This is a genomic window from Vicinamibacteria bacterium (assembly GCA_035620555.1).
GTDB lineage: Bacteria > Acidobacteriota > Vicinamibacteria > Marinacidobacterales > SMYC01 > DASPGQ01.
In genome coordinates, this window is sequence record DASPGQ010000414.1 from 1 (window position 1) to 5,333 (window position 5,333).

The window sequence follows — 5,333 nt, forward strand, 5'->3', positions numbered from 1 at the left end:
CGACATCGCGCTCCTGCGCCTCGAGCTCCGGCCGGGGCAGAAGATTCCCGCCAGCGTGGAGCTGGGCGATTCGGACACACTCGAAGTGGGCGAGCAAGTGATCGCCCTGGGAAGCCCTCTCGCCCTCCAACGCTCACTCTCGTTCGGCGTGGTGAGCAGTAAGGATCGTTATCTTTCCGATGATTTGAAACTGCCCACCGGTGAAAGAACGGGCTCGTTCAATACCTGGATTCAAACCGACGCGGCGATCAATCCGGGTAACAGCGGCGGACCCCTGGTGAACCTGGAGGGTCAGGTCGTCGGGGTGAACTCGAGGGGGGCGTTCGGGGCATCGAGCATCGGGTTCGCGATTCCCGTCAACATCGTCAAGGAAGTCGCTCGGGAGCTCATTGCGCACGGACGCATGACGAGAAGCTGGCTCGGGCTCACGTTTCAGCCGCTGGAAGAGCTCGCCCAGTACTTCGAGGCGGAGCCCGTCCCCGGGGTGGTAATCCGAAGCGTGGATCCTGATTCGCCCGCGGAGCGAGCGGGGATAAAGGCGGGCGACCTCCTTCTCTCCTACCGTGGCCGCCGTCTTTCCGCCCAGTTCACCGAGGAGCTTCCCGCGATTTACAAGACGATTGCCGACACCGCGGTCGGAGAAGACGTGGACCTCCTCATCGCCCGCGGCGGCAGCGAGATGAATGTTGTAGCAACTACGGAAGAGCTCGGGGAATCGAGCTCGGACGAGATGGACTGCGCGAGCTGGGGCTTCACCGCACGCGGCATCACCCGCGAGACCGCGCTCGAGCTCAACTTGCCCGACAGCTCGGGAGTCTTCGTCGCCGGAGTCAAGCCCAACGACGCTGCTTTCCGCGCCCAGCTCTTCCCCGGAGATCGCATCATCGCCCTCGAGGAGGAGTCCATCGGGAACCTGGATGATCTTCGAAGAGTCTATCGCGAATACGACGGGCAAAGACGAGACAGAATCCTGGTGACGGTAATGCGGCGGCATTCGCGGCGCTGGATTCTCATCGAGGCGAGTTATGATGATTGAGCTTCTCGTTTTGCTTCTCCTGGGGGCTCCCGAGGAAGATTCTGTCGCCGAGCGGCTCGCCGGCGTCGAAGAGCAGTATCGCGACAGCCTCGTAAGAGTCCGCTACCGCCAGCAGGTTCGCAGCTCCACCGCCGAGCCTCCGGAAGAAGAGGAGCTCGCCACGACCGGGGTCATCGTTTCCCCGCGAGGCGTGGTGCTCACGAGCGCGATCGTTTACGAGCCCTTCAACCAGGTGCCTCACGGTGTGGGAATTCGTTTTCCCGCCTCGGTCGGGCGTGCGGAGCCGCAGATCGCCAATGCTCGTGTGCGACTCGTCGACGGAAGCGAGTACGACGCAACGCTCCTCGGAAGGGACCAGGAAGCCGACGTCGCTTTCTTTCAGATCCAGAGCGAGGACCGCGAGTTCGAACCCGTTAGCTTCTCTTCCGTGCCCGACGCCGTCCAGGTCGGCGAACAACTCGTCGTGGTCAGCCTGTTGCCGGAGCCGCTCGCCGCGGTATCGGTGGAGCTGTCTCGAGTTCAAGCCGTAACCAGCAGACCGAGGTCCGGTTTCGTCTTGGCGACCGGGGCGGCGGATCCCGTGGGTTCCCTCGCCGTCCGGCTATCAGGAGAGATCGTGGGATACCTCGACGCGCTCACGGTGCCGGTTCCCGACGCGCGCTCGCGAAATCCGCTTGCCTTCTTGACGGTCATGCGAGACCTGCCGAAAGGAGTCGGCCGCGGCTTCGCCAGGCCGGCCAGCGAGCTCGTCGACGCGAACGTCAGTCTCACCCAGACGAGCCCCACGCGGCGCGGCTGGCTCGGCGTGGAGATGCAAGCGGTTTCCCCGGAGCTCGCCGCTCATATGGGTCTTCCCGTCGCGAGCGGCGTCCTGCTCGGTTATGTATACCAGGGCTCGCCCGCAGAAAGCGCGGGTCTTCGAGTGGGTGACGTTCTCGTCGAGCTCGGCGCGAGTCCGATCGACGTGCAGCGCGACGAGGACATCGGCACCCTCGCGGAGAAGATCCTGCGGGCGGGGCCGGACGCGAGCCTGCCCATCTCATACATTCGTCACGGGCAACGGATGGAAGCCGTCGCGCAGTTGGCGCCAGCGCCCCGGTCGTCTCGAGAGGCGGAGACGCTCGAGGTGGAGGAGCTCGACCTGCTCGTGCGGGAGGTGACGTACGACTATCTGGCAACCCGTTTTCTCCAGCCCGACCAGAGAGGCGTCGTCATCGTCGAACCTCCGGTCAGTGTGAGCGGGAACACGAACCGCGTCGCGCCAGGAGACCTCGTGGTTCGTCTCGGTGAGCACGAGGTGTCGGATCTCCGTCGATTTCGGGAAGTTCTCGATACGATGCGGAACGAGAAGCCCGATGAGGTGGTGCTCTTCGTGGAACGGGGTCGAGAGAGCTTCTTTTTCGCAGTGAAGCCCGACTGGAAATAGCCGTCAGCTGCGGTGCAGCACGAGACGCGATCCTGGTAACTCATGGCCTCCATCCTATGGAAGGCCGTGGCGGTCGACTAAGGCGAGATTCTTGACGAAAACCTCTTGATTGATCCATCCTGACTTCGGCGGTGATTCGCGCCGAACCTCTTCGGCCCTCCCCCAGCGAGGGTCCCTTCGCGAGAAGCGAGAGGCAAAGGGGGGCATACTCCCGAATCGGCATCGATTGAGCTCTGTTCGGATGGCCGCACAGGCTTCACTGCTGGGGAGGTTGCCGAGCGGCTCGAACGAAGGAGTTTACGATGCCGAAGAACAAAGATCTCAAGCGCCTCACACGCTCTCGAATGCAGAAAACGGGTGAGGCCTATACGACCGCTCGCGCGCAGCTCATTCAAAAGAAAACGCGCTCCAACACACTCCCGGACTTCGCGAAGCTTGCTGGCATGAGCGACGACGCCGTCCGCGACAAAACCGGCCGCTCATGGGCCGAGTGGGTGCGCCTTCTCGATGCAAAGAGCGCCGCCTCCATGCCTCATCGCGATATCGCCCGTTTGCTGCACGAGGCGTTCGGCACACCCGGGTGGTGGGCGCAAATGGTGACTGTCGGGTATGAACGCATCCGCGGCTTGCGTGAGATCGGTCAGAGGCGTGGTGGCACGTACGACGCCAACAAGAGCAAGACGTTCTCGGCTCCCATCGCCGCGGTCTACCGAGCGTTCAGCGTCACCCGTACTCGCAAAAGCTGGCTGTCCGGAATCGATATCAGGGTGCGCACCTCCATGCCCCGGAAGTCGATGCGCATCATGTGGGAGGATGGCACCCGGGTCTCCGTATATTTTGTCGCCAAGGGACCCAAAAAGACTCAGGTCGCAATCCAGCACGAGGGCTTGTCGACGAAGTCCGCCGCCACGCGAAGGAAGGAGTACTGGACCGAACGGCTCGAGGCTCTCGCCCTGCTCCTCGAAGCCGGTCGGTCTTGAAGCCTGTCCGAGTCGAGTTTGCCCATTCGTGCTCTGAGAGAAGGTGCGCTCGGTCGCGGAGCATCCTCGACTCCGACTGTTCCCGTCGCGTCAACCCGGCGTGAGCGTCGTGAGGTCGGCGATGCGCACCGGCTCGCCCGACTTCACGCTCTTGCGTGCCGCGATTCCGACGAGCGCCGATAGGGCACCTTGGCGAAGCCCCGCGCGCTGGCCGTAAGGATCGGGACCGTCGGGATCGCGGAAGATATGATCCTGCATTCGAGGATCGCCGCCCGCGTGACCGCCGGCGGGGTGCGGGATGCGGTGGAGCTCCGTCTCGCCGAAGTTGTCGGTGACGCGGAGCTCGTCGTAGTCCTCGCTCGCCCACGGCTGGCGCTCATGAATCCAGGCTTCGAGGCGGCCATCGGTGCCATTGAAAGCGATACGGTAGCCCTCGTAGGGCGAGTAGGTCGTACACGAGTAGCTTACTTGCACGCCGTTGACGTAGCGGATCGAGGCCGCCATCTTGTCGTAGATGTCGATCTCCTCCGACCACACGCACCCGTCCCGGATGTAGCCGTCGTGGTGCTCGTTGTCGACGTAGAGGCCGACGAGGTGCGGATCTTCGAGGATGTTCCAGTAGTAGTTGCAACGATCCCGGTGCGGACAGCCGCGGCACTGCTTCGACCGGAACTCGTGGTTGCTCCCGTAGTGCTCGAGCGCCCCCTGCGCGTATACGAGCTCGGGCTCGGAGCCGATCCACCAGTTCAAGAGATCGAAATGATGACACGCCTTGTGCACGAACAACGTGCCACTGAACCGTTCCTTTCCGTGCCACCGACGGAAGTAGGCCGCGCCGTGGTAGACGTCGAGATACCAGTGGAAGTCCACCGACGTCAGCCGGCCGATGCGGCCTTCCATCAGCATCGCTTTCATCCGCTCGCGATGGGGCGCGTAGCGGTAATTGTGGGTCACGACGAGGTTCCGACCCGTCTTCGCCTGGGCGTCGATGATGGCTTGGCACTTCGTCTCATCCGTCGTCAACGGCTTTTCGGAGATGACGTCGACACCCGCCTCCATCGCTCCGACGATGAGCCTGTCGTGAGTGGCGTCGACCGTCGTCACGATGACGCGATCGGGGGTCGTCGCCTCGAGCATTCCTTCGAAGCTCGTGAAGGTGGGGCAATCGACGCCGATGTAACCCTTGGCGTACTCGAGCCGGCCAGGATTGATGTCGCAGAGGCCCACAATTTCCACGACGTCGTCGTAGTCTGTCTTGAGCGTTCGGCCCCACAATCCCGAGCCGCGGACGCCGGTCCCGACGAGCGCGACCCGAGTCTTCCGGACAGGCGCCTGTCGCCCCAAGATCGCAACGCCGCTGGTGACAAGAAATTCTCTTCGTGAAATCATGGCCATCCTAGAGCGCGATCATGCGTGGAGAAGGCGAGGAGAAGGTCCGGGTCGTGATCTCCCCGTATCGCATCTGCCCGATTGGCGCTCACATCGATCATCAGGGCGGTCCCACGCTGGGGATGGCGGTGAGCGCTCACAGCGCATTGAATTATACGACGGCCCCGATCATTCAGCTTGCGAGCGATAACTTCCCCGGCGAAGTCGTCATCGAGTGGGCGAGGCTCGGATCGGTCGACGCCTATGACGGTTGGGGCCGCTACGTCGCCGCGGCGGTGCACGCGCTGCGCGACCGCTTGTCGGGCTCGCCCGCGGGGATTCGAGGTCGCATCCACGGGACCCTTCCCGGCGGCGGGTTGAGCTCGTCGGCTTCGGTGCTGCTCGCCTACCTGACGGCTCTAGCCGACGTCAACGGCATCGAGCTCTCTCCATCGGAGCTCGTTGAACGGTCGCTGACTGCCGAGCGGGATTTCGTCGGCGTCAAAGTGGGGGTGCTCGATCC

General features: G+C 63.4%; 5 protein-coding genes. 4 read left to right on the forward strand and 1 reads right to left on the reverse strand.

What is annotated here, in order from left to right:
• The 3 genes from VEK15_16910 to VEK15_16920 form a co-directional block, all read left to right on the forward strand.
• On the forward strand, window positions 1-1,036 hold a 1,036-nt coding region (locus VEK15_16910), incomplete at its 5' end, for a trypsin-like peptidase domain-containing protein (GenBank protein ID HXV62385.1).
• Window positions 1,026-2,462 carry a trypsin-like peptidase domain-containing protein gene (locus VEK15_16915; GenBank protein HXV62386.1) on the forward strand — a complete coding sequence of 479 codons (1,437 nt, stop codon included), beginning with the start codon at window positions 1,026-1,028 and terminating at the stop codon, window positions 2,460-2,462. The genes VEK15_16910 and VEK15_16915, both read left to right, overlap by 11 nt.
• A gap of 302 nt (window positions 2,463-2,764) precedes the next feature.
• Window positions 2,765-3,442, forward strand: a complete 678-nt coding sequence (locus VEK15_16920) for a hypothetical protein (protein ID HXV62387.1) — start codon at window positions 2,765-2,767, stop codon at window positions 3,440-3,442.
• Window positions 3,443-3,532: 90 nt separating this feature from the next.
• Here the strand turns inward: VEK15_16920 and VEK15_16925 are convergent, their stop codons facing one another.
• Window positions 3,533-4,831 carry a Gfo/Idh/MocA family oxidoreductase gene (locus tag VEK15_16925; GenBank protein HXV62388.1) on the reverse strand — a complete coding sequence of 433 codons (1,299 nt, stop codon included), beginning with the start codon at window positions 4,829-4,831 and terminating at the stop codon, window positions 3,533-3,535.
• A gap of 20 nt (window positions 4,832-4,851) precedes the next feature.
• Here VEK15_16925 and VEK15_16930 point away from each other — a divergent pair.
• Window positions 4,852-5,333 (forward strand): galactokinase family protein (locus VEK15_16930; protein HXV62389.1); only part of this gene is annotated, 482 nt, incomplete at its 3' end.

What these genes read in the sequence shown, in the direction of transcription:
- VEK15_16915 (HXV62386.1), top strand. Translation starts at nt 1,026, where the DNA reads ATGATGATTGAGCTTCTCGTTTTGCTTCTCCTGGGGGCTCCCGAGGAA.
- VEK15_16925 (HXV62388.1), bottom strand. Translation starts at nt 4,831, where the DNA reads ATGATTTCACGAAGAGAATTTCTTGTCACCAGCGGCGTTGCGATCTTG.
- VEK15_16920 (HXV62387.1), top strand. Translation starts at nt 2,765, where the DNA reads ATGCCGAAGAACAAAGATCTCAAGCGCCTCACACGCTCTCGAATGCAG.